Source organism: Streptomyces sp. NPDC024698 (assembly GCF_055559015.1).
Map to the genome: position 1 here is coordinate 146,487 of NZ_JBVHLK010000011.1, position 22,556 is coordinate 169,042.

Genomic DNA, 22,556 nt, shown 5'->3' on the forward strand with positions numbered 1-22,556 from the left:
CCCACGATGACTGCCCATCACCCCGGCATCATCAAGGGAGTTGCGACGCACCATGCGAACTCGAGCGAGCGCGACGCACCATCCGCACGACGACGCCCCGGACACCGGGGAGGCATTCCGCAGGCTCGCCTCGCTTCCTCCGGGCGAGCGGCGCGAGGCACTCCGGGCGGAGATCGTCGAGTCCTGGCTGCCGATGGCCGACCGGCTCGCGGGCCGCTTCCGCAGCCGCGGCGAGAACTACGAGGATCTGCGCCAGGTCGCGGCGCTCGGGCTGGTCAAGGCCGTCGACCGGTACGACCCCGAGCTCGGCAACGCCTTCGAGAGCTACGCGGTGCCGACGATCACCGGCGAGATCAAGCGCCACTTCCGTGACCACATGTGGACCCTGCACGTGCCGCGCCGGGTCCAGGACCTGCGCAACCGGGTCCGCTGCGCCGGACAGGACCTGTCCCAGACCATCCCGGGGCGCCGGCCCACGGTCACCGAGCTGGCCGAGCACGCCCGGATGAGCGAGGACGACGTCCGGACGGGCCTTGAGGCCCTGGAGAGCTTCAGCGCGCTCTCCCTGGACGCCGAACTGCCGGGCGGCGAGGACGGCTACTCCCTGAGCGACGCCCTCGGCTCGCCCGACCCGGCCCTCGACACCGTCATCGACCGCGAGGCCGTCAAACCCCGGCTCCAGGCCCTGCCCGAGAGGGAACGGGCCATCCTCTACATGCGGTTCTTCAGCGACATGACCCAGAGCCGCATCGCCGACGAGCTGGGCATCTCCCAGATGCATGTCTCGCGTCTCATCAACCGCTGCTGCGACCGCCTGCGCGAACAGATCACGCGCGACGCGGCCTGAGAGGGCGACGCGGTCGACGGGCGGCACCTGGCCCGCGCGGGACGGCTCCGGCCGGGCGGCGGACGGCGCCATGGCCCGCGTGGGGTGGCACCGGTCCGGTGACGGGCGATACCCGGCCCGCGCGGGACGGCTCCGGCCGGGCGAAGGGCGGTATCCACCCCGTGAAGCGCGGCGCCCGGCTCGGCCGGGATGTCACCCGCTCGGGCCCCCGCTGTCCCGCGAATGGTGCCCGGCCGTTCGCGCCCAGCGGTACGGGGGGCTCTGATGGCTCCGAGGGACACGACGGCCGTGGCTCTCGGACCGCAGCCCGCCGAAGGAGCCTCGCTCATGCGCCGTACCGCCCGAGTCCTGTACGCCACCGCCCTGGCCGGCGCCGCTCTCGGCGCCGCCGCGTCGGGCGCGGTCGCGGATCCGGCCGCGGACGTCAGTCCTGGCTCCGTCGAACCCGGCGGCACCATCACCGTCACGGTCAGCTGCGACGCGATCGGAGGGACCCCACCGGACTCCATCGACGCCAGCTCCCAGGGGTTCCAGGAGGGCAAGGTCCAGCTGCACCGCGTCGACGGCGCGGGAGCGGGCGCGGCGGGCGCCGCCTCGTACAGCGGCAGTGCCCATATCGCGTCCGGCGGCCCGGACCAGGGCGGCGGCTCCGCGGGCCAGGGATCCGACGCGGGGCGCGGCTTCGACGAGGTGAGCCCCGGCACCCTCGACTCGGGCGACTCGGGCACTTCCGACGCCTCCGACGCCAAGAACTCCGACGCCGGTGCGCCTGCCACCGCCGGTGCGCCCGCCGGTGCCGGTGCCGCCGCGGTGAGCCCCGCCGCCGGGAGCTCGAACACCTCGGTGCCCGACGCCCAGGCACCCGTTCCCGGCGCCGCGGACCCCGCGGTCCCCGACCCGCTGATCCCCGGCGCCGACGGTCAGGACACGGTCGGTCCCGACACGGTGGGCCCGGACGGGACCGGCCCCGACGACCTGGGCCCGGACGCGGTCGGGCCCGACACGGTTCCCGACACCGTGGGCCCGGGAGCCGTGGGCCCCGACACCACGGTTCCCGGCACGGTGGGCCCCGACAGGGCCGGCCCCGACGCGCTGCTCCCCGACACGGGGGGCGCCGACGGACGGTGGAACGTCGGCGGGTTCTGTCCCGCGCCCCCGGGCGGCCAGGGCAAGCAGTGGAGCGCCTCGTACGCCGTGGCCCGCGGCGCACCGGCGACGCACGGCCCCGCCGACGGGACCGGCTCCGGCACCGGCGCGGGGGAGCGTCCGCCCACGGTCCAGCGTGGCGTACGGGCCGGCGAGGGCGGTGTGTTCACCGACTCGGTGCCTGCCCTGGTCGCCGGCGGGGCGCTGATCGCCGCGGCGATGGGCACGGCCGCGTACCACCTGCACAGACTGCGCCGACGGCGCGCCTGACGGAGGGCGGCTCGACCACGGTGGACGGCACGACGGACGGCGAGGTGACCGGCGTACGCCCGGGAGCGGGAGCGGATTCGGGAGCGAGCCAGGGACGACGTGCCTCCGGACGCTGAGCGGCTCACCGGACGAGCGGCCCCCGTACGAGGGGACGAGGACACCGGAGCCGTACGGGCGGACGGGCTCCGGGACAGGGAACAGCGGTATCCACGGTGCGGAGGCAGATATGCGGCGGACGGACCCGGAGAGCCACGGACCGCTCCGCTACGGTCCGCCCCTGCCCGACCAGGGCCTGCCCGTGCTGCCGGAGCTCCGGTCGGTGCTGGCCGCCGCCGCGGGCCGCCCCGAGGCCGAGCCGTGCGGCGGCGGCCCCGTCCTCCTCGACGCCGCCAGCGGCTACTGGACCCGCCGCGGACTGCGCGCCGCACCCGACCGGGTGGCGGCCGCCCCCGGAGCCGCCGCGCTGCTGCTGGCGCTGACCGGAGCGGTCGGCGGCGACCTCCTCGTGCCCCGCCCGTGCGCCGCCTGGTGGGCGCCGCAGGCACGTCTGCTGGGCAGATCCGTGTTCCATGTGGCGACGCCCGCCGAGTGTGGCGGCGTCCCGGACTCCTCCGCCCTCCTGGAGACCGTCCGCAGGGTCCGTGCGGAGGGCGGCGACCCGCGGCTGCTGCTGCTGTCCGTCGCCGACGACCCGACGGCCACCGTCGCGCCGCCCGAGGTGGTGCACGAGGCCGTGGAGGCCGCGGCGGACGAGGGCCTGCACATCGTCAGCGACGAGACCTGGCGCGACACCCTGCACCAGCCGCGAGACACCGTGCTGGTCAGCCCCGCCGAGATGCTTCCCGGCGACGTCACCGTGATCACCGATCTCGCGGGCGCCTTCCTGCCGCAGGGCTGGCCGGCCGCCGTCGCCCGCTTCCCCGACAACGACGCGGGCGCCTCGCTGCGTTCCCGTGTCCTCGACGTGCTCACCGTGCTCGGAGCGCGCGTCGCCGAACCGGTGGCCGCCGCTGCCGCGTACGCGCTCGGCGAGCCCGCCGCGATCACCGAACGGCTCACCGCCGCCGTGCGTCTGCACGCGCTTGTGGCCGACGCCGCCCACCGCGCGGTGAGTACGACGGGGGCCGTCGTACGCCCTCCGCGGGCCGGCCGGCACCTGTACGTCGACCTCGGCCCGCTTCGCTCCGCCCTCGGCGCGCAGGGCGTCGGCGACGCACAGGACCTGGAGGACTGGCTCTCCGCCCGGCTCGGCATGCCCGCGCCGGGCGGACACCGCTTCGGCGACGACCTCGCCGCGCTGCGGGTCCGCCTCGGCACCGGGCCGCTGCTCGGCTCCACGGACGAGGAGCGGGAGGAATCGCTCACCTCTCCCTCGCCACTGGAACTGCCGTATGTGCACCGCGCGTTGACCCGGTTGGAGTCGGTCTTCGACGATCTCCGCGACGACGCTCGGCGACGGGAGCCCCCGCGATGACGCAGCAGTCCGAGTCGACCACCACGAGCACGACGCCCCGGTCCACCGGCGATCCCGCGCCCCCGGCCGCCCCGGCTCCCGGGCACCCGGCCGTTCTCACCCCACCACCCCTCGCCGGCCCCCAACCCCTCGCCGGCCCCGACCCGTTCGCCGCCCCCCGACCGCTCGGCGAGCGGCGCGTCTGGCCCCGCTCCTTCGTGGACCGGCTGACCGCGCCGCTGCCGGGGCTGCGGGCCTTCGCGCGGCTCGCCCGCGAAGGCGCGCCGCGACCGCGGGCCGAAGGGCTCGCCGAGATCCCGCTGCTCCCCTTCGAGCCGGGACCGCTGCCGGGCGCGGACACGGGGACGGTGGCCGTCTCCTGGGCGGGGCACGCGAGTTGGGTGATCAGGATCGGCGGGCTCACCGTCCTCACCGACCCGGTCTGGTCCCGCCGGATCGTGGGAACCCCGGCACGGATCACCCCGGTGGGCGTGGCCTGGAGCGCGCTCCCGCACGTGGACGCGGTCGTCATCAGTCACAACCACTACGACCATCTGGACGCGCCGACGCTGCGCCGACTCCCGCGTGACACACCGGTGTTCGTACCGGCCGGCCTCGGACGCTGGTTCAGGCGCCGCCGGTTCAGCCGCGTCACCGAGCTCGACTGGTGGGAGGCGGCCCGACTCGACGGCGTCCGCTTCGACTTCGTCCCCGCCCACCACTGGTCCAAGCGCACCCTCACCGACACCTGCCGCTCCCTGTGGGGCGGCTGGGTGCTCACGGCACCCGAGGGCCGGCGAGTGTACTTCGCGGGCGACACCGGCTACGGCCACTGGTTCACCCGCATCGGGCAACGGCATCCCGGGATCGACCTCGCCCTCCTGCCCATCGGCGCCTACGACCCCCGCTGGTGGCTCAGGGATGTGCACTGCGACCCGGAGGAGGCCGTGCAGGCGGCCGTCGACCTGCGCGCGCGGTGGATGGCCCCGATGCACTGGGGCACGTTCGTGCTCTCCGCCGAACCGGTCCTCGAACCCCTGCGGCGGGTGCGGGCCGCCTGGGAACGGGCGGGCCTGGCCCGGGAGAACCTGTGGGATCTGGCGGTGGGAGCCTCCCGGGTACTGGAGTGACCACGCCTCGGCCGCGGCTGGGCACAGGCGGCGAGCGTCCCTTCGTACGGGCCGACGGCCCCGTCCCTACGAGGGCTCGCGCGGGCGGAACCTGCGCCACACACCCGGCGCCACACTGATCGCGACGGTCAGGGCCACCGCCGCCACCACACCCTCCCAGGGCTCGGGGAAGAGCGAGCCGCCGAGGATGCCGATGATCTGGTAGGTCGCCGCCCAGGCCAGACAGGCCGGGACGTCCCCGCGGGCGAAGACACGCAGCGGCATCTTCGCCAGCAGACAGGCCAGCATCACCGGAATGCGGCCCGCCGGAACGAGCCGGGACAGGACGAGAACGGCGATGCCGTGGTCGGCCAGCTTCCGCTGCGCCTGGGCGAGCCTGTCCTCGGGGGCGCGTTCCCTGATCGCCTCCAGCCAGCGCGACCCGTTCTTCGAGCCCATACCGCGCCGCCCCAGCGCGTACAGCGACATGTCGCCGAGGAACGCGGCGACCGACGACACCACGAACACCGCCATCAGCGCGAAGGGCGAGGTCTGGTGGAAGGCCACCACCGCCGCCGAACTCACCACCGCGCCCGTCGGCACCACCGGCACCAGCGCGCCGATCAGCACCAGAAGGAACAGCGACGGATAGCCGATCGCCTGCTGCGTGGACTCCGGCGGGACGGTCGGCGGCGTGGTGGACATCAGGACCGAGGGAACCACCGCCCCCGCGGCGGACCAGGAGATCACCGCGCGGCCTCCGGACGCACGCTCTCGCCGTGCCGCAGCAGATGCACCGCCACCTGCGGCGCGCGTTCGGCGGCGAGGCGCACGAACTCCTCACCCGGCGCGTGGAATTCATAGGGGCGCACGGCATCCATCCCGATGGGCCAGAACGTGCCGTAGTGCACCGGCACAGCGCTGCGCGGACGCAGCGCCGCGAGCGCCTCGGCGGCGCGCCCCGCGTCCAGATGCCCCTCCCCGAGATACGGACCCCAGCCGCCCACCGGCAGCAGCGCCACGTCGACCGGCCCGACCTCCTCGGCCATCGACGCGAACAGCCCCGTGTCCCCGGCGAAGTACGTCCGCGCCTCGCCCTCGATCACATACCCGACGGCGGGGGAGCGGTGCGGTCCGATCGGCAGCCGGCGTCCGTCGTGCCGTGCCGGAACCGTGCGTACGGCCAGGTCACCGACCTGGGTGCGGTCCCCGGGCGCGACCTCGGTGAGCCGCAGATGGTCCAGCTTGCGCAGTCCCGGCACCGAGCGCGGGGCGCCGCGCGGCACGAGCAGCCGGGTGCCCGGGGCCAGCCGCGCCAGCGAGGGAAGGTGCAGATGGTCGGCGTGCAGATGGGAGACCAGCGCGACATCGGCGACCGCCGCCGAGGGAGGGGGCGGCGCCCCGCGCCTGCGCCGCAGATGCGCGAGCCGGCGCGCGAAGAGGGGATCGGTGAGCACGCGTGTCCCGGAGTCCTCCAGCGTGCAGGTGGCGTGCCCCCACCAGGTGATCTCCACCGGCACCTCTTTGCCTCCTTCGCACGACTCCCCCCGACCCTACGGGCAGGAGTAGGGTCTGCGGCGAAACCAGGAGGTGAGGGGGACACCATGGGAGACGCACGCGGTGCCTCCGGCGCGCACGCCCTCACACGCTCGCACGAGCGCAACGGCCCCGCGCCGCACTCTCCCGCGCTCCGCGTCATGGCGATCGCGAGCCTGACGCCTCTGGAGGAGCTCGACGAGGACCCCTTCCTCGTCGACTCCCGCAGCCAGTACGCGATGTGCTCCCGCTGGGCCGCCGAGCACGGCCATGTCGTCACCCGGGAACTCCTCGTGCGCGGGCTGCGTCCCGACCACCGCAGTCTGTGGGCGGATGTCGAGGCCGGTCTCGTGGACCTGTTCGTCGCGCCCAGCCACCGGGTGCTGGAGCGCGCCCTCGCCTCGGTGGAGGAGTTCACCGCCGAATGCGCCCGCCGCGGGGTCCGCGTCGAGACCGTGGGCACGGCCGAACCGTCGTACGACGCCCAGATGAAGGCCAGCGTCCACCGCCGTCTGTCGATGCCGACGGCCGGATACGACGGCCGCTGATCCCTTCCCCGGTCGCGTCCCGGCGAAGGGCCACGGGGAAGCCCGCTGCGGGACTTCTCGCGGCTTTTGGGGACTTCCGGGGATCTCCGGCCGTTGTGACAGGGTGGGAGCAGGCCGCGCGGACCGGGCGGGCCGGGACGTGAGGTGGACTGGGCGTGGACAAGGGACGGTGGCGGCGCCTCGCCGGGGCGGCCGGACGCAGCATCACGGTGTGGGCCGTGTCCACGGTCACGATGCTCGTCCTCGCCGGTGTGCTGCCCGACTTCCGGCTCCAGTCGCCGAGCGGGGACAGCGCGACCCGGATCGCCGTCACCGCCGCGGCCGGCGCGGGGGTCTTCGGCCTCCTCTCGGCGCTGGTGTGGCCCCTGCTCGTGCGGACGCTGCTGCTCGTCCCCGCCTTCGTGCTCGGCCTGCTCGTCTTCTTCCTGAACGGCTCGCTGCTGCTGATCGCCCTGCGGCTCAACCCCTCCGGGCACGGTGACGCGGCCCCCGAGACCGCCGTGGTCGTGGCCGCCGTCATGTCGGCCGTCGCCTCGGCCACCGGCGCCGCCCTCGCCGTACGGGACGACGACGCGTACGGGCGCCGGCTCTACCGCCTCGCCGACCGGCGCCGCAGACGCGCGGCCGGGCGGCCCGGCCCCTCGACCCCCGGCGTGGTCTTCCTCCAGCTCGACGGCGTCGGGCACGACGTGCTGCGGGAGGCGATCGGCGGGGGTCTGATGCCGACGGCCGCCCGATGGCTCGACGGGCCCCGCCCCACCCACCGGCTCACCCCGTGGAGAACCGACTGGTCGAGCCAGACCGGCGCCAGCCAGCTCGGCATCCTGCACGGCACCAACCACGACGTCCCGGCGTTCCGCTGGTACGAGAAGGACACCCGGGAGGTCATGGTCTGCAACCGGCCCACCAGCGCCGCCGAACTCCAGCGGCGGGCCGTCGCGTACACCGGAGACGGGGGCCTGCTCACGGTCGACGGCGCGAGCCGTGGCAACCTCTTCGGCGGCGGTGCCGACGAGCTCGCCCTCGTGCTGTCCGTGGCCGCGCGCAGGGGACGGGACACCCGCTCACGGGCGGGGTACTTCGCGTACTTCTCCGACCCGGCCAACGCCGTCCGTACGGCGATGTCCTTCGTCGCCGAGGTCTTCAGGGAGGCGGGCCAGTCCACCCGGGCCCGGCTCCAGCGGCGGCGGCCCCGGGTCGGACGGGGCGGGCTGTACCCGTTCGTGCGCGCCTTCGCGACCGTCGTCGAGCGGGACGTCGTGGTCGCCGCGGTCATCGGCGACATGCTCGCCGGGCGCAACGCGGTCTACGCGGATCTGGTCGCCTACGACGAGGTGGCCCACCACTCCGGACCGCGCAGCCGGGACGCCGAGCGGATCCTGGAGCGGCTGGACCGCTCGCTCGCCCTGATCGAGAAGGTCGCCGAGCACGCCCCGCGGCCGTACCGGATCGTCGTGCTCTCCGACCACGGCCAGAGTCCGGGAGAGACCTTCCTGAGCCGCTACGGTCTCAGCCTCGCCAACCTGGTCCGGGCGGGCTGCGGGCTGCCCGTGCCCCGCAAGGCCCGGCGTACCCACAGCGGCGCCGAGGCCCGGACCGCCGTCCGCGCCGCCCTGCGCAGACCGGTCGAGGAGCGCGAGGAACGGAACGGACCGGTGCCGCACGGCTCCGAACCCCTGGTCCTGGCCTCCGGCAACCTCGGTCTCGTCTCCTTCCCCGACGTCCCGCACCGGATGAGCCGGGAGGAGATCGACCGGCGTCATCCCGCGTTGCTGTCCATGCTCGCCGACCACCCCGGCGTGGGCTTCCTCCTGGTGCGCAGCGAGGAGCACGGCGGACTCGTGCTCGGCGCGCACGGAGCCGAGGCGCCGGTGGACCGGCTCGACGACGAACACCCGGGCCCCCTGGCCGACTTCGGCCCCGGCGCCGCCGCCGCGGTGCGGCGCACGCACTCGTTCCCGCACACCGCCGACATCATGGTCAACTCCTGGTACGACCCCGGGGAGGGCGAAGTCCTCGCCTTCGAGGAGCAGATCGGCTCGCACGGCGGCCTCGGCGGAGCCCAGGGGCACCCCTTCCTCCTCTCCCCGATGACCCTCTCCGCACCGGCCGGCGCGGACAGGGAACCCTCGGGCCGTGAGACCGCTCTCGTCGGCGCGGAACGGGTGCACGAGGTGCTGCGGCGCTGGCTGGGCGAGTGCGACGGCCCCCAAGTCCCGCTGCCGGCCCGCCCGGACGAACAGGCGGCCTGAACGGCGGCTCCGCCCGCGGGCGGGACACCGGGGATGAGCGGCGGCCGCCGACGGTGACGGGCCAGGGCTCGGCGAGGCCACGGGACGAGGTCGTGCACGCCGGAAAATGGGAGGCGTCGGCCGGACCGCCGCGCCCACACTGTGGGCATCGCACGCCGCGCCTTTGCACGCCGCGCTCTCGCACGCGTGCCCACCCGCGCCACCTCCACCGCACCCACCGCTCTCCCACCCCTTTCCCCCCTCTCGCACCTTCGAGGAGTCCGCCTGTGCAGGCAGCCGTCACCGTCACTCCCTCCCGTGTCCCCGAACTGCTGCTCGGTCTCGCCACCGTGCGGCCGGTCTTCCTCTGGGGCGCCCCCGGCATCGGAAAGTCCTCCCTGGTCAGGGAGTTCGCCGAATCGCTCGGGCTGGAGTGCGTGAGTCTGCTGGGCACACAACTGGCGCCCGAGGACCTGATCGGCGTGCCGCAGATCCGCGACGGGCGCTCCGTCTTCTGCCCGCCGCAGGCCATCGCCCGCGACGAGCCGTACTGCCTCTTCCTGGACGAGCTGAACGCGGCGACCCCCGATGTGCAGAAGGCCTTCTACTCGCTGATCCTGGACCGCCGCATCGGCGACTACGAGCTGCCGAAGGGGTCCATCGTGATCGGCGCGGGCAACCGCTCGACGGACAACGCGCTGGCCCGTCCCATCGCCTCGGCCCTGGTCAACCGCCTCACCCACGTCCATCTGGAGGCCTCTCCGAAGGACTGGCTCGCCTGGGCCGCCGCGAACGACATCCACCCCTGGGTGCTCGACCACCTCACCGACCGCCCCGACCACCTGTGGTCCAAGCCGCCGAAGACCGAGGCGCCCTTCTCCACGCCGCGCTCCTGGCACATGCTCTCCGACGCGCTGGGCTCCTTCGGCGACGCGGTCGACGAACAGACCCTGAAGGTGATCGCCCACGGCACGCTGACGCCCGCTCACGCGGTCGCGTTCTGCGGCTACGTCAAGATCGTGCGCAGCCGCTTCGGCATCGAGGCCATCCTCAAGGGCGACGCACGCTGGCCCTCCCGCATGGAGGACCGCGACCTTCTCCACTACCTGGCGGAGTCCTTCCGCGGCCGGCTGGTCAAGGAACTCCCCGCCGGCCGGGACCACATCCCGGCGAGCGTCCGGCAGACCGCCTACCGGGCCAAGTCCCTGCTCGTCCAGCTCGCCGAGATATCCGTCGAGGTCGCCCAGAGCGTCATCGCCTCGGACGCCGACGGCAATCCCGTCCTGCCCGCGTGGTTCCTGGTGGAGGCGGCCCGGGACATGCCGCGTCTGGTGGAGGCGCGGCGGTGAGCCGTTCCCGTGGACCCGGAGCCGAGACCAAGCCCGATCCGGCCGCCGAGGCGTTCGCCGAGGGGATGCGGCTGGCCCGGGCCAGCCCGGCGCTGGACGCCGTCGGTTTCCGGGTCTGCCGGGAGGACACCTGCCACCGGGCTCCCCGGAACGGGCTGGTGACCGTCGACTCCGACGGGACCCTGCACGTCCACCCCACCCGCCGCGCCGAACCCGCCGCCTGGGCCTGGGCCCTGGCGCACGCCGTCATCCATCTGGGCTTCGGCCACGTCCCCGCCGCGGCCGGGACGCGCGAGCAGCCGGACCGCTTCGACCTCGCCGCCCGCTGCGTCGTGGTGAACCGCTTCCTGCTCGGCTTCTCGCCCGGTCCGGCCCCCGAGGACCTCCCGGCCGCCTACCCTGAGGGCGACGAGGAACGGCTCGCCGCGGTCTGGCGCCGCGACGGCATCCCGCCCTGGTACGAGCACTGCGGCACGGCGGGCGGCGACCCGGACCAACTGCTCGTGCCCTGGAGCGTCTGGAACGGCACCACGCCCCCCGACTGGCAGGTTGCCTTCGCCCACGGACTGACCCGCACGATGTCCGCCGCCATGGACGTGGCGGGCGGCAGGCGCCACTCCATGAGCGAGCGACCCGTCCCGCTCCGGCCCTGGGAACGGGCACTGAGCTGGTTCGTCTCCTCCTACCCGCTGCTCGGCGGCCTCGCGGCGGGCATCACCCTCGTCGCCGACGCCGAACTCGCCCGCGCCCACGGCATCTCCGTCGCCGCCGTGGACACCGGGGCGGCCGAGATCTACATCAACCCGCTCCGCCGGTTCAGCGACGAGGAATGGCGTTTCGTCCTCGCCCACGAGATGCTGCACGCCGCCCTGCGCCACGGTGACCGCTGCGGCGCCCGGGACCCGTACCTCTTCAACGTCGCCGCCGACTACGTGATCAACGGCTGGCTGTGCGAGATGCAGGTCGGCACGATGCCCGAGGGGCTGCTGCACGACCCCGGGCTGACGGGCCTGTCCGCCGAGGAGGTGTACGAGCGGATCGCCGGCGATCTGCGCCGCAAGCGGCGCCTCGCCACGCTGCGCGGCAAGGGAACGGGCGACATCCTCGGCGGACCCCTCGGCTCCCCGCGCGACTACGTCGACCTCGACGAGTTCTACCGGCGCGGCCTGGCCCAGGGCCTGGATCTGCACCAGCGGCAGGAGCGCGGGTTCCTGCCCGGCGGACTGGTCGAGGAGATCCGCGCGCTCAGCCACCCGCCGCTGCCCTGGGACGCCCGACTCGCCCGCTGGTTCGACGAGTTCGTGCCCCGGCCCGAGCCCCTGCGGTCGTACGCGCGTCCCTCCCGCCGGCAGGCGGCCACCCCGGACATCCCACGCGCCGGCCGCTGGTTCCCACCCGAGGAGATCGCCCGCTGCACCTTCGGCGTCGTGCTCGACACCTCCGCCTCCATGGACCGCACCCTGCTCGGCAAGGCGCTGGGCGCGATCGCCTCGTACGCGGAGGCCCGCGACGTACCGGCCGCCCGGGTCGTGTTCTGCGACGCGGCCCCGCACGACGCCGGCTATCTGCCCGTCGCCGAGATCGCCGGACGCGTACGGGTGCACGGGCGCGGCGGCACCGTCCTGCAACCGGGCGTCGATCTGCTGCACCGCGCCGACGACTTCCCGCCGGGAGCGCCCGTTCTGGTGATCACGGACGGACACTGCGACGTGCTGTGGGTACGCCGTGAGCACGCCTATCTGGTGCCGCACGGAGCACGCCTGCCGTTCACCGCGCGCGGACCGGTCTTCCGGGTGACCTGAGCGCCCACCGCCGTGCCCCGCGGCGCCCGCCGACGAAATCCCGGACATGCTCCGGCAGGTCGCCGCCCGAACCGTGGGGTGCACCGGGCCCAGGTGTGATCGGATGGGAGACACGGACCCCGGCAACGGGACCACACCCGAAAGGACTCATCGTGGCAACCACGCGCACCGCACACACCGTGTGGGAAGGCAACCTGCTCGAGGGCAACGGCGTCGTCACCTTCGACTCCTCCGGTGCCATCGCCGACCAGCCGGTCACCTGGGCCTCGCGCGCCCAGGACGCGAACGGGAAGACCAGCCCCGAGGAACTGATCGCGGCCGCCCACTCCAGCTGCTTCTCCATGGCGCTGTCGCACGCCCTCGCGGGTGCCGGGACGCCTCCCACCAAGCTCCTCACCAACGCCGACGTCACCTTCCAGCCCGGCGAGGGCATCACCGGCATCCACCTCACCGTCGAGGGCACGGTGCCGGGCCTCGACAACGACGGCTTCGTCGCGGCGGCCGAGGACGCCAAGAAGAACTGCCCGGTCAGCCAGGCCCTGACGGGTACGACGATCACCCTGTCGGCGAAGCTCGCCTGACGTTCCTCCACCGATGCCGCGCCCTGCCCGTTGGGGCGCGGCATCGGCGTGTCCGCGTCCCTCCGCCGTCCGCGCCATTGACAAGAGGCACCACACGTTTTGTGCTTGATGGCGGGCAGGAGCCGTGGCGGAAGGGGACGGACATGGCACGTGCGGTCGGGATCGACCTCGGTACGACGAACTCGGTGGTGGCCGTCCTGGAGGGCGGTGAGGCGACGGTGGTCGCCAACGCCGAGGGAGCGCGCACCACGCCCTCGGTGGTCGCCTTCGCCAAGAACGGCGAGGTGCTGGTCGGCGAGGTCGCCAAACGGCAGGCCGTGACGAACGTGGAGCGCACCGCGCGGTCCGTGAAGCGGTACATGGGCGATGTCAACTGGCGCTTTCCCGAGAAGGGCAGCGTCGACGGCACCCGCTACCGCGCCCAGGAACTGTCCGCGCGGGTGCTCCAGAAACTGAAGCGGGACGCCGAGGCCTATCTCGGACAGGACGTCACGGACGCCGTGATCACCGTGCCCGCCTACTTCGACGACGCGCAGCGCCAGGCCACCAAGGAGGCGGGCGAGATCGCGGGTCTGAAGGTCTTACGGATCATCAACGAACCGACCGCCGCGGCCCTGGCGTACGGGCTCGACCGCGGGGAGGAGCAGACCGTCCTCGTGTTCGACCTCGGCGGCGGCACGTTCGACGTCTCGCTCCTGGAGATCGGCGACGGGGTCATCGAGGTCAAGGCGACCAACGGTGACACCCGGCTCGGCGGGGACGACTGGGACCAGCGGGTCGTCGAGCACCTCGCCCAGCGCTTCAAGGCCGCGCACGGCATCGACCTCGGACACGACAAGATGGCGCTGCAACGGCTGCGCGAGGGTGCCGAGAAGGCCAAGATCGAGCTGTCCTCGTCCACCGAGACCACCGTCAACCTTCCCTACATCACCGCCACCGCCCAGGGGCCACTGCACCTCGACGAGAAACTGACACGCGCTCAGTTCCAGGAGCTGACGGCCGACTTGCTCGACCGTTGCAGGACCCCCTTCCACCAGGCCGTCAAGGACGCCGGAGTGAAACTGTCGGCCGTCGACCATGTCGTCCTGGTCGGCGGATCCACCCGGATGCCCGCCGTCACCGAACTGGTGAAGGAACTCACCGGCAAGGACCCGCACAAGGGCGTCAACCCCGACGAGGTCGTGGCCCTCGGCGCCGGACTCCAGGCCGGGGTGATCCGCGGCGACGTGAAGGACGTCCTGCTCCTCGACGTCACCCCGCTGTCCCTCGGCATCGAGACCAAGGGCGGCATCATGACCACGCTCATCGACCGCAACACCACGATTCCCACCCGGCGTTCGGAGATCTTCACGACGGCCGCCGACAACCAGCCCTCGGTCGGCATCCAGGTCTACCAGGGCGAACGCGAGATCGCCGCGTACAACAAGAAGCTCGGGGTCTTCGATCTCACCGGGCTGCCGCCCGCGCCGCGCGGAGTCCCCCAGATCGAGGTCGCGTTCGACATCGACGCCAACGGGATCACCCATGTCTCGGCGAAGGACCTGGCCACGGGGCGCGAGCAGAAGATGACCGTGACCGGCGGTTCCGCGCTGCCCAAGAACGACATCGACCGCATGGTGCGCGAGGCCGAGAGTTACGCGGAGGAGGACCGGCGCAACCGGGAGGCGGCCGAGACCCGCAACCACGGCGAACAACTCGTCTACCAGACCGAGAAGTTCGTCCGGGACAACGACGACCGGGTCCCCGCCGACACCAAGGACGCGGTCGCCTCGGCGACCGGTGAGCTGAAGCAGCTCCTGGAGGACTCCTCCACCGACACCGCCGCCCTGCGCGGCGCCATCGAGAAACTGGCCACCGTCAGCCAGCAGATGGGTCAGGCCATGTACGCCCAGGCCCGACAGGGGCCGGCCCCGCACGACGGCCCCCCCACCGAGCCGGCCGACGGGCACGCCCCGGGCGAGGAGGACGTCGTGGTCGACGCGGAGATCGTGGACGACGAACGCGAAGGCGGCGCCCAAGGACCGGCCGGGACCAACGGGGGCACGCACTAGCGGGCGCCGGAGGTCCGTTCAGTAGCGCTCGCGGAACTCCCGGAGGATCGCCTTGGTGCGCTCCGCGGAGGCGGCGTGGGCCGACATGCGGTCCAGCACCTCCAGATGCAGGGCCACCTCCGCACGCGCGTCGAGGTACAGGGCGCCGGTCACGTACTCGCTGTAGACGATGTCCGGCAGCTCTCGCTCGGCGAAGCGGAACAGGGCGAAGGACGTGTACGTCCCCGGGTGCGGGCCGGCCGCGAACTCGGCGACCTGGAGCGTGACGTGATCGAGGTCGACCCATTCGAGGAGCCGGTCGATCTGGTCGCGCATGACCTCGCCCCTGGTGCTCACCGGACGGCGCAGGGCCGTCTCGTCCATGATCACCCAGAGGTGGGGAGGGTTCTCGCGGGTGAGCAGCGCCTGCCGCTTCATGCGCAGGGCCACGTGCCGGTCGATGGCGTCGGCGCTCGTCTGCCCGACCGTCCCGGCCTCCATCACGGACCGCGCGTACTCCTCGGTCTGCAACAGCCCCGGCACGAAGTGCGGTTCGTAGCTGCGGATCAGCCGGGCCGCGCCCTCCAGGCTGACGTGCATGCTGAACCAGTCCGGCAGCACGTCGTGGAACCGCTGCCACCAGCCGGGTTCGTTCGCCTCCTCGGCCAGCGCCACGAAGGTCTCGGCCTCGGCGTCGTCGACCCCGTACGTCGTCAACAGGACCTGTACGTAAGGGATTTTGAGAGCGACCTCGGCCGTCTCCATCCGCCGCACGGTCGTCGGCGCGACCCGCAGGACACGCGCCGCCTCCTCCCGCTTCAGGCCCGCGGCCTCCCGAAGCTCCTGGAGCCGTCGGCCCAGGACCACCTGCCCCACCGTGGGTGCCGGCCGCCGCTCACTCACGCCACGCCTCCCCACGCGCCGAAGTATGCGTGCAGTGTGCCATGTCCGCGCCGAGCCATCACGATCGCAGTGAATGGAGGTACTTTCCCGTGGCCGGGTCGGCGGGGAGGAACGTCTCGATGGCCAGCTCGGCGACGGTCACGTCCATCGGGGTGTTGAACGTCGAGATGGACGAGACGAACGACAGCACCCGGCCCTCGTGCTCGATGCGCATCGGGAGCGCGAAGTGGGCGACGGGGGAGTGCGGTTCGTCGTCCTCCGCCTCCGCGTCCCGGTCCGGGACCGGATACGCCGCCACCTCCTCGTACAGCGCGCGCAGCGGTTCCGAACGGCTCAGCGCGATCTGCCGGTCCATCTGGGCGAGCAGATGCCCGCGCCAGGCCCGCAGATTGCGGATGCGCGGCGCCAGGCCCTCCGGATGCAGGGTCAGCCGCATCGCGTTCAGGGGCGGCGCGAGGAGCCGCTCGGGGACACCGTCGAGGAGCATGGCGATGCCGCGGTTCGCGGCGAGGACGTCGTACGTCGCGTCCACCACCAGCGCGGGATACGGCATGTAGCCCTGGATCAGCCGCTCCACGCCCTCGCGCAGTGCGTCCATCGACGGGTCGTCGAGCGGGGTCTGCGCATAGCGTGGGGCGTAACCGGCCGCGAGCAGCAGCGTGTTGCGCTCCCGTACCGGTACGTCGAGGTGCTCGGCCAGCCGTAGCACCATCTCCTCGCTCGGCCGGGATCGTCCCGTCTCGACGAAACTGATGTGCCGGGCCGAGGAGTCCGCCCGCAGCGCCAGCTCCAGCTGGCTCACCCGCCGCCGCTCCCGCCAGGCGCGCAGCAGCGGGCCGACACCCTTGACGGCGTGGGCACTTGGGACGCCGGCGGGGCCGGGCCGGTCGATGCTCATACGACGACCGTAGCCGAGGAGCGGGACCAGGATCGCTTCATGATCTCGACTGCCGCGCTACGGTGCCGGCCGCCGGAGCACCCGAGCGCGGTGTCCGAGTCCGCCTCGGGCTCACCGACTCCGCGGTCCCGCTCACCGAGGTTGCCGAGTCCGCCTCCGCCTCAGCGACGTCTCCGAGTCCGCCCCCGCCTCCGATTCACCGACGTCTCCGAGTCCACCGTCCGGCTCACCGAGGTCGCCGACGACGGCGTCCGGCTCATCCGGGCCGCCGACGAGGGGCGTCCGGCGACGCACCCGCCCCCACCCGGCCCGGCATCCTGCGCAACACGCGGACACGGCCCCCACACAACACGCGGCCCGGTGACCGGCGGGGCCCCGCCCGGCCCGCGCAGGTCAGCCGCCCTGCCGCGTGCGCCCTGCCGGGGGATGCCGACTGTGGCACGCTGGGCGAAGGGCTGCTCCGGCCGCCCTTCGCCGCCGGTCCGACAGCCCCGCTTCCCACGCGGACCGTGGCCCCGCAGCCCCACCCGCCGTACGAAGGGATCACGTCCATGGCCGTCGAAGCGCTGGAGCCCGCACAGATCGAGGAGCGGCTGGCGCAGCTGCCCGGCTGGTCGGTGGACGGCGACCGGCTCGCCCGTACCTACCGGCTCGGCACGCACTTCGCGGCGACCGCGTTGGTCGTGCACATCGCCCAGGTGCAGGAGGAACTCGACCACCACTCCGACCTGACCCTCGGCTACAACACGGTCTCCCTCACCGTGAACACCCACAGCGTCGGCGGCGCCGTCACCGCGCTCGACTTCGACCTCGCCCGCAGGGTGGAGGAACTCGCGCCGGCGCACGGGGCGAGCTGACCGCGGTGCTGGACTACGACAAGGAAGCGGACCGGTACGACGCGACGCGGGGCGGCGAGCCACGGGCCGTCTCCGCTGCCGCCGCCCTGCTGGCACTGGTCCCCGAGGGCGCCCGGGATTTGCTCGACCTGGCCTGCGGCACCGGCATCGTGACGAGCAGGCTGGCCGCCGCGCGGCCGGGGCTGCGGGTGACGGGAGCGGACGCGGCCCGCGGCATGACCCTGCGGGCGGCGGAGCGACTGCCGGGATCCGTCGTCCGCGCCGACGCCCGCCGACTCCCCTTCCCCGCGGGCTCGTTCGACGTCGTGTGCGCCGTCTGGCTGCTTCAACTGCTGGACGACGCGCGCCCTGTCGTCGCCGAGGCGGCGCGCGTCCTGCGTCCGGGCGGTGTGTTCGTCACCACCGTCGACAAGGCCGCAGCCCACCGGGTCGGCAGCGACATCGACGCGTTGACCGCGCACTGCCTCGCCGAACACGCCGAGGACGGGACCGAGCGCGTCACGGCGTACGCCGCCGAGCACGGCCTGGTCTCCAGCGGTACGGCGATCTTCCGCGGCCACGGCCAGGGCCGTACCCCGCGTCGCGTGGCCCAGTACATCCGCAGCGGCCGGCTCTACGCGGCCGGCGGCCCCCGGCTGGCCGAGCGCGTCGAGACCCTCCCGGGCCCCGATGTCCCCCGCCGAGAACCGGACTTCACCCTGCGGTCCTTCCTCAAGCGGTGAACCGGGGCCGCGCCGGGCGGGCCGCATCATCCCCGTTTGGGTGAAACCCGGACGATATGCGGGACCGCTCTTCGCACCGCCGCTAGCGTCCGGGATCTCGACACCGTGTCACCCCGGGGGATCCATGCGCCGCGCCGTCACCGCCCTGTTCGCCGCCGCCGGGCTCGCGCTCGTCGGCTGCTCCGGTCCCGGTGGCGACAGCGGGACCGGAGGGCCGGCCGCCGTGACGCCATCCTCCGCGGCCGCCGCCGAACGGGCCCACCAGGCGTGCGTGAACGCCTGGGTCGGGGTCATGTCCGCCGACGGCTACGACCCCGGCGGCGGCTTCGACTCCCCGCCCGGCGAGTGCGAGCGGCTGCCGGATCAGCTGAAGATGTTCACGGAAGCCGAGCTGGAGCACGCCAACCGGAACCGGAAGGCCGTGGACGCCTGTGTCGCGGATCCCTCCTGCACGGCGTGGCAGCCGTCGACACCCTGACGGTTCCCGGTCCCACGACCGACCGGTCGGGCCCCCTCACCGGTCTCGGGGAGGGCCCGATGGTGAGCGCGGCGGCGATCAGCTGTAGGTCCAGCGCCATCCGCCGGACCGGTACGCGCAGGTGATCCGGGTGCCGCCGGCGGTGGTCGTACCGGCGCCGTGATCGCTGTTGCGGCAGTACTGGCCCGCCGAGTAGCAGTTGCCGGCGTTGGACGTGATCGAGCAGGTGCCGACGCTGGTCCTGCCGCCGCCACCGCTGCTGCCCCCGGAGCCGCTGTTCGAGGCGGCCCGCGCGGTGACGGTGACCTTCACCTTGACCGTCTTCGTCGCGGTCACCGTCGGCGCCGGTTCGGGTTCCGCGGTCACCGTGGCGGTCGCGGTCGCGGTCGCGGTCGCGGTCGCGGTCGCCGTCGCGGTGACGGTCACGGTGGGCCGCACCGAGGCGGCCGCGATCTTCGTGGTGCCGCTCTTCTGGTCGCCGCCGTCACTGCCGCAGGCGGTGACCCCGAAGAGGACCGCGAACGCGATCGCCGGCAGCGCCCAGCTTTTGCGTGCCCAGCGCGTTCTCCTCGGCGCCGGAGCGGATCCGGGTATCACGGATGGCCGCTCGATCTCGTGCGGCGGCCGACTGTACGACATGGTCCCCCCAAGGGATGGTTCGTGTGGGGTGACGATATCTGCTGATGTGAAGAATGTGTGAGTGATCGGTGAAGCCGCCGCATGCGCCTTGTCCGGGTCGACGGAGAAGGCGTGTTGGCCGGGCGGTCCTCAGTGCGGTGAGGGACCGCCCGGCCGGTGGCCCTGCCGTCAGGGACAGGGCCGCGTACCCGGAGCCACAGCGGGGACTATTCGAGAAGCTCCGCGTACGAACCCATGGCGAGGGCGATGTCCGCCTGCGCCCAGAAGCGGTGGTACGTGAAGGAGGGCGCGGCGCCGCCCGCCAGATAGGCCTGGATCTTCGACCAGGCCGGATCGTTCTTGTAGAAGGACCGCAGCGAGGCGAACGTGGACGACGAGTTGATCGCGTCGCCGTTCGGCATCGTGCCGGTGAAGCTGCTCGGCACGTACACGCTGTCGTCGAAGCGGTTGTAGTCGGCGCGGGTCTCCGGGACGGCTATGCCCAGACCGTCCTGGTAGTTGTTCCACATGCCGTCCAGAAGCGCCTTCGCCGTCGTCTTCGCCTGGGTGTTGCCGGACTTGGCGGCGTAGTACGACAGGGTCTTGGCGTACGCGGCGGCCACCCCGACGTCGTTCGTGTAGTCGGCGACGGTGACGTGAAGTCCGCTGTTGGTGCCGGGACTCGACGCGTTCCAGGTGTCCGGGGCGCCGGACCACTGGAGGGTGGAGGGGATCTGGTAAGTGCCGTCCGGGTTGATCGTGGTCTTGGACAGTGCCCAGGCGACCCACTTGTCGAGGACCGCCTTGGCGCTCGTGTTCCCCGTCTGCTGGTAGTACTCGGCGACCCGCTCCATGGACCACGCCTGGAAGCCGAACCACTGGTTGGACGGCGGGTCGTGGTACACCGGCTGCTGGTCGTAGTACATGCCGTAGAAGGTCGGCGTCCCCGTGGGTGGTGTCGCGTAGCGGCCCGCCCAGCTGTTGGTCGCGCCGCCCGCGATGGCGCCCTCGCTCGACTGGAGCCAGCGGTAGAACTCCAGTTGCCGCGTCAGCGAGGTGCCCCAGTCCGAGGCTCCCGTCGCCGACTTGGGCTTCAGATCGGCGTTGGTGCTGAGCGCGTAGGCGGCCAGCGGGTTCTGGTAGCCGCCGTGGACGTGGCTGGAACCGATGCGCCAGGCCCAGCCGGCCGAGGTGTCGTTCGCGCCGCCCCAGGCGTAGTACCAGGAGATCAGATAGTCCGAGGCGTCCTTGCCCGTGCCCGCGGGGCAGGTCGTCGGGCCGACGCAATTGCCTATTTTCTTGAAGTACTTGTCGTACATGGCGTAGCGCAGATAGTCGCCCATCTTCGCCGCCTTGCCGACGGTCGCCGACACGTCGGCGCTCCTGCCCTGGGCCTTGGCCCACACATCGGCCCAGTAGGCGGCCTGCACCGCACGCGCGTCGGCGTCCGGGGCGTCCGTGTACTTCCACTGCTTCGCGTACGAGGAGTCCCCGGTGAAGAGGTCCAGGTAGCCGTTCTTTCCGCCGTACTTGAAGGAGTCGCAGGTCGGCTGAGGCACCGTCTCCCACACCGACTCCTGCGCACCGCGCTGGAAGGTGTTGATGTACGAAGGACCCGTGGCGGTGGGACCGGCCTCGCACTTGCCGGGCTCGTCGCCGTAGCCGTAGGTGTTGTCCACGTCCTGGAGCCAGTGCATGCCGTACACGTCGTCCGTGCCGTACGCGCTCTTCAGCTCGGCGGCGATCGGGTCCGTGCCGACGGAGACACCGGTGTCGAGCTTGGCCGGGTACTCGTTGGGGGTGTCCAGCTCGGGCGCGTAGGTGGCCGGTTTGGACGCGTTGTAGAACGAGTTGGTCGGCTGGTCGGCGTGCGTGGGGATCATGTACGTCTCCATGGTCGTCCACGCGGCGTTGAACTTCGACCAGTCGCCGGTGACCTTCCCGTACATCGCCTGGAGCCAGATCAGATAGCTGTAGGCCTCGGACGTCGTCTCATGGCCCTGGTCCGGCGCCTCGACGATCAGCGTCTCCACCGAGTGGTACGGGATGCCCTCGGGGGAGAAGTAGCCGTTCGCCGGGTTGGTGATTTTGCCGTAGAGATCCAGGAATCTGGCGTCGTACGCCTTCGTCGCGGCCAGTTCCGTGACGGTGACCGTGGCCTTGGCCTGACCGGTCGCCGAGGCCGTGAAGGTCGCGGACCCGGTGCCCGAGGCGTCGGCGGTGATCGTCACCGTCTGGGCGGTGTTCCAGTTGGACGGCGTGAACGTCAGACTCGAACCGCCGGTCACGGACAGCCCGGTGTTGCCGTCCGTCCGGGCCACCGCCACCGTCACATTGGCGCTCGGCTGGGTCGACAGCTTGACCGCGAACGTCCCCGACTTGCCCTGCTGGACGCCGAGTTGGGTCGGTGAGGCGACGATCGCCGGCCCCGCGGCGACCGTGATGCCGACCGGGGTGGAGTCCGCCGACGCGCCCAGGCTGTCGTAGGCCTTGGCCACGATGGAGTGAGAGCCGACGGCCAGCCCGGACGCCGACAGCGTGTACGGCGAGCTGGTGTCGGTGCCGAGCAGGGTCGTGTCGTCGTAGAACTCGACCTTGGAGACGGTCGCCCCGTCGGCCGCCGCCGCGGTCGCGGCCAGCGGGACGGAGTCGCCCTGCGTGTAGACGGCACCCGCCGTCGGACTGGTGAGCACGGTGATCGGCGGCTGGTGCGCGCCGGTGCAGTTGGTGCCGTTGACGGCGTAGGACGCGGGGGCGGTGTTGGTGCCGCTGTAGGTGAACTGCGCGCCCGCGGTCACCGCGGTCCCCGCGGTGATCGTGCCGTTCCAGGCGGCGTTCCTCACGGTGACCGTCTTGCCGGACTGCGACCAGGTCCCGTTCCAGCCGTTGGTGAGGGCCTGGTTGCCCGTGTAGGCGTAGGTCAGGGTCCAGCCGTTGATGGCGTCGGTACCCCGGTTGGTGATCGTCAGATCCGCCGTGAAGCCGGAGCCCCAGTCGTTGGTCTTGTAGTCGACGCTGCACTGAACGGTGGCCGCTTGTGCGGGAGTCGTACCGGTCGCCAGTGTCGTCAGCGGGAGGGCGAGTGCTGCGATCACGGCTGTCCATAGGCGCCGTGACCTGCGACGGCGTCTCCATCGAGGGCTGGGATCCATGGTGCTGGTTCCTCCTTGCGGCTCGG

The 22,556-nt window shown here is 72.7% G+C and carries 19 protein-coding genes; 13 read left to right on the plus strand and 6 right to left on the minus strand.

Going from position 1 to position 22,556, the window contains the following annotated elements:
• Window positions 1-52 precede the first annotated feature (52 nt).
• The 4 genes from ACZ4AA_RS24300 (at window position 53) to ACZ4AA_RS24315 (ending at window position 4,846) form a co-directional block, all read left to right on the plus strand.
• Entirely contained in the window at window positions 53-847 is a 795-nt protein-coding gene (locus tag ACZ4AA_RS24300) for an RNA polymerase sigma factor SigF (protein WP_467606406.1), read from the plus strand.
• Window positions 848-1,174: 327 nt separating this feature from the next.
• The gene (locus ACZ4AA_RS24305; protein WP_467606412.1) at window positions 1,175-2,263 is read left to right on the plus strand and encodes a hypothetical protein; all 1,089 of its coding nucleotides are present in this window, start codon (window positions 1,175-1,177) and stop codon (window positions 2,261-2,263) included.
• Between the two features lie 226 nt (window positions 2,264-2,489).
• Window positions 2,490-3,737, plus strand: coding sequence for an aminotransferase class I/II-fold pyridoxal phosphate-dependent enzyme (locus tag ACZ4AA_RS24310; protein ID WP_467606417.1), 1,248 nt, complete (start codon window positions 2,490-2,492; stop codon window positions 3,735-3,737).
• Complete coding sequence (locus ACZ4AA_RS24315) at window positions 3,734-4,846, plus strand: MBL fold metallo-hydrolase (protein WP_467606419.1); 1,113 nt, start codon at window positions 3,734-3,736, stop codon at window positions 4,844-4,846. The genes ACZ4AA_RS24310 and ACZ4AA_RS24315 overlap by 4 nt, the downstream gene beginning before the upstream one ends.
• A 66-nt stretch (window positions 4,847-4,912) precedes the next feature.
• On the opposite strand, the gene ACZ4AA_RS24320 is transcribed toward ACZ4AA_RS24315, so the two are convergent.
• Window positions 4,913-5,530, minus strand: coding sequence for a DedA family protein (locus tag ACZ4AA_RS24320; RefSeq protein WP_467606645.1), 618 nt, complete (start codon window positions 5,528-5,530; stop codon window positions 4,913-4,915).
• 41 nt (window positions 5,531-5,571) lie between these two features.
• Window positions 5,572-6,345, minus strand: coding sequence for an MBL fold metallo-hydrolase (locus ACZ4AA_RS24325; protein ID WP_467606423.1), 774 nt, complete (start codon window positions 6,343-6,345; stop codon window positions 5,572-5,574).
• Window positions 6,346-6,429: 84 nt separating this feature from the next.
• On the opposite strand from ACZ4AA_RS24325, the gene ACZ4AA_RS24330 reads away from it, so the two are divergent.
• From ACZ4AA_RS24330 to dnaK, 6 genes are all read left to right on the plus strand, one after another.
• Window positions 6,430-6,909, plus strand: coding sequence for a hypothetical protein (locus ACZ4AA_RS24330; RefSeq protein WP_467606427.1), 480 nt, complete (start codon window positions 6,430-6,432; stop codon window positions 6,907-6,909).
• 155 nt (window positions 6,910-7,064) lie between these two features.
• Window positions 7,065-9,161: a phage holin family protein gene (locus tag ACZ4AA_RS24335; RefSeq protein WP_467606432.1), complete on the plus strand. Its 2,097-nt coding sequence runs from the start codon at window positions 7,065-7,067 to the stop codon at window positions 9,159-9,161.
• 266 nt (window positions 9,162-9,427) lie between these two features.
• Window positions 9,428-10,489, plus strand: a complete 1,062-nt coding sequence (locus ACZ4AA_RS24340) for an ATP-binding protein (protein ID WP_467606436.1) — start codon at window positions 9,428-9,430, stop codon at window positions 10,487-10,489.
• A gap of 65 nt (window positions 10,490-10,554) precedes the next feature.
• Window positions 10,555-12,291 (plus strand): vWA domain-containing protein, encoded by a 1,737-nt coding sequence (locus ACZ4AA_RS24345; protein WP_467606649.1) that lies wholly within the window; start codon window positions 10,555-10,557, stop codon window positions 12,289-12,291.
• Between the two features lie 152 nt (window positions 12,292-12,443).
• Window positions 12,444-12,872, plus strand: coding sequence for an OsmC family protein (locus ACZ4AA_RS24350; RefSeq protein ID WP_467606440.1), 429 nt, complete (start codon window positions 12,444-12,446; stop codon window positions 12,870-12,872).
• A gap of 143 nt (window positions 12,873-13,015) precedes the next feature.
• Window positions 13,016-14,923: a molecular chaperone DnaK gene (gene dnaK / locus ACZ4AA_RS24355; protein WP_467606442.1), complete on the plus strand. Its 1,908-nt coding sequence runs from the start codon at window positions 13,016-13,018 to the stop codon at window positions 14,921-14,923.
• A gap of 18 nt (window positions 14,924-14,941) precedes the next feature.
• On the opposite strand, the gene ACZ4AA_RS24360 is transcribed toward dnaK, so the two are convergent.
• Together ACZ4AA_RS24360 and ACZ4AA_RS24365 are read right to left on the minus strand one after the other, a co-directional pair.
• A complete protein-coding gene (locus ACZ4AA_RS24360) occupies window positions 14,942-15,805 on the minus strand; it encodes a helix-turn-helix domain-containing protein (RefSeq protein WP_467606445.1) in 864 nt (287 codons plus the stop codon).
• 58 nt (window positions 15,806-15,863) lie between these two features.
• On the minus strand, window positions 15,864-16,703 hold the full coding sequence (locus ACZ4AA_RS24365) for a helix-turn-helix domain-containing protein (protein ID WP_467606448.1): 840 nt from the start codon (window positions 16,701-16,703) through the stop codon (window positions 15,864-15,866).
• A 551-nt stretch (window positions 16,704-17,254) separates the two neighbouring features.
• On the opposite strand from ACZ4AA_RS24365, the gene ACZ4AA_RS24370 reads away from it, so the two are divergent.
• The 3 genes from ACZ4AA_RS24370 (at window position 17,255) to ACZ4AA_RS24380 (ending at window position 18,760) form a co-directional block, all read left to right on the plus strand.
• Window positions 17,255-17,560: a 4a-hydroxytetrahydrobiopterin dehydratase gene (locus ACZ4AA_RS24370; RefSeq protein ID WP_467606451.1), complete on the plus strand. Its 306-nt coding sequence runs from the start codon at window positions 17,255-17,257 to the stop codon at window positions 17,558-17,560.
• A 5-nt stretch (window positions 17,561-17,565) separates the two neighbouring features.
• Window positions 17,566-18,282, plus strand: a complete 717-nt coding sequence (locus ACZ4AA_RS24375; protein ID WP_467606453.1) for a class I SAM-dependent methyltransferase — start codon at window positions 17,566-17,568, stop codon at window positions 18,280-18,282.
• Between the two features lie 124 nt (window positions 18,283-18,406).
• Entirely contained in the window at window positions 18,407-18,760 is a 354-nt protein-coding gene (locus ACZ4AA_RS24380) for a hypothetical protein (protein WP_467606455.1), read from the plus strand.
• A 78-nt stretch (window positions 18,761-18,838) separates the two neighbouring features.
• On the opposite strand, the gene ACZ4AA_RS24385 is transcribed toward ACZ4AA_RS24380, so the two are convergent.
• Window positions 18,839-19,399, minus strand: coding sequence for a hypothetical protein (locus ACZ4AA_RS24385; RefSeq protein ID WP_467606458.1), 561 nt, complete (start codon window positions 19,397-19,399; stop codon window positions 18,839-18,841).
• A gap of 206 nt (window positions 19,400-19,605) precedes the next feature.
• Window positions 19,606-22,530 carry a glycoside hydrolase family 48 protein gene (locus ACZ4AA_RS24390; RefSeq protein WP_467606461.1) on the minus strand — a complete coding sequence of 975 codons (2,925 nt, stop codon included), beginning with the start codon at window positions 22,528-22,530 and terminating at the stop codon, window positions 19,606-19,608.
• Window positions 22,531-22,556: the final 26 nt, after the last annotated feature.